General features: G+C 63.5%; 1 protein-coding gene. It reads left to right on the top strand.

Features of this window, described 5'->3' with window-relative positions; all coding sequences use genetic code 11:
- Positions 1-1,931 (top strand): pyruvate dehydrogenase (acetyl-transferring), homodimeric type (gene aceE, locus GVL04_RS24035; protein ID WP_159709165.1); only part of this gene is annotated, 1,931 nt, incomplete at both ends.

Below are 1,931 nucleotides of genomic sequence, written 5' to 3'. Positions count from 1 at the left end.
GACCAGCAGGTCTGGGCGTTCCTCGGTGACGGGGAAATGGACGAGCCCGAGTCCCGTGGCCTGCTCCAACTCGCCGCGAACGAGAACCTGGACAACCTGAACTTCGTGATCAACTGCAACCTCCAGCGCCTGGACGGACCGGTCCGCGGCAACGGCAAGATCATGCAGGAGCTGGAGGCGTTCTTCCGCGGTGCGGGCTGGAACGTGATCAAGGTCGTCTGGGGCCGGGAATGGGACACCCTGCTGGAGAACGACGCCGACGGGGCGTTGGTGAAGATCATGAACGAAACCCCCGATGGTGACTACCAAACCTACAAAGCCGAATCCGGCGGGTTCGTCCGCGAACACTTCTTCGGCAAGTCCCCGCAGACCAAAGACATGGTCGCGGACCTGGACGACGAGCAGATCTGGGGCCTCAAACGCGGCGGGCACGACTACCGCAAGGTCTACGCCGCGTACAAGGCAGCCACCGAATTCAAGGGCAAACCCACCGTCATCCTGGCCAAAACCGTCAAGGGCTACGGCCTGGGCCCGCACTTCGAGGGCCGCAACGCGACCCACCAGATGAAGAAACTGACCATGGAAGACCTCAAAGCCTTCCGTGACCACCTCCGCATCCCCATCAGCGATGACCAACTCGACGCGGACCTCTACCGGCCCCCGTACTACCACCCCGGCATGGACGCCCCCGAAATCAAATACCTGATGGACCGCCGCGCCGAACTGGGCGGATTCGTCCCCGAACGACGCCGCACCCACACCGAGGTGGTACTCCCCGACGCGAAATCCTACGACGTCGCCAAACGCGGCTCCGGGAAACAACAAGCCGCGACCACCATGGCCTTCGTGCGTTTGTTGAAGGACCTGATGCGGGACAAAAACTTCGGCGCCCGGTTCGTGCCCGTCGTCCCCGACGAATCCCGCACCTTCGGCATGGACGCGTTCTTCCCGACCGCGAAAATCTACAACCCCAAAGGCCAGAACTACCTCTCCGTGGACCGCGACCTCGTCCTGGCCTACAAAGAATCCCCCGCCGGCCAACTGATCCACCCCGGCATCAACGAAGCCGGCGCCGTCGCAGCCTTCACCGCCGCCGGCACCGCCTACGCCACCCACGGCGAACCCCTGGTCCCGATCTACGTGTTCTACTCCATGTTCGGCTTCCAACGCACCGGCGACTCCTTCTGGGCCGCCGCAGACCAAATGACCCGCGGCTTCATCATCGGCGCCACCGCAGGACGGACCACCCTCACCGGCGAAGGACTCCAACACGCCGACGGACACTCCCCCATCCTGGCCTCCACCAACCCCGCCGTGAAAACCTACGACCCCGCCTACGGCTACGAAATCGGCCACATCATCCGCCACGGCCTCGAACAAATGTACGGACCCGACGCTGAGGACAGAAATGTCATGTACTACCTCACCGTCTACAACGAACCCATCACCCAACCCGCCGAACCCGAAACCCTGGACCTCAACGGACTCCTCAAAGGCATCTACCGCCTCGCCGAAGCCCCCACAGGAGACGCGAACCGCCCCACAGCGAACATCCTCGCCTCCGGCGTGTCCGTACCCTGGGCCCTCGAAGCCCAACGAATCCTCAACGACGACTGGGGAGTCGCCGCCGACATCTGGTCCGTGACCTCCTGGAACGAACTCCGACGCGACGGACTCGCCGCCGAAGAACACGCCTTCCTCAACCCCAGCCAACCCACCCGCACCCCGTTCATCACCGAACAACTCGCAGGCACCACCGGACCCGTCATCGCCGTGTCCGACTACATGAAAGCCGTCCCCGACCAAATCCGCCAATTCATCCCCAACGACTTCGCCTCCCTCGGAGCAGACGGCTTCGGCTTCTCCGACACCCGCCAAGCCGCCCGCCGCTACTTCAAAAACGACACCCACTCCATCGTCGCCAAAACCCT

Source organism: Arthrobacter sp. 18067 (genome assembly GCF_902706295.1).
GTDB lineage: Bacteria > Actinomycetota > Actinomycetes > Actinomycetales > Micrococcaceae > Arthrobacter.
This window is presented reverse-complemented; position numbering and strand designations above follow the sequence as displayed.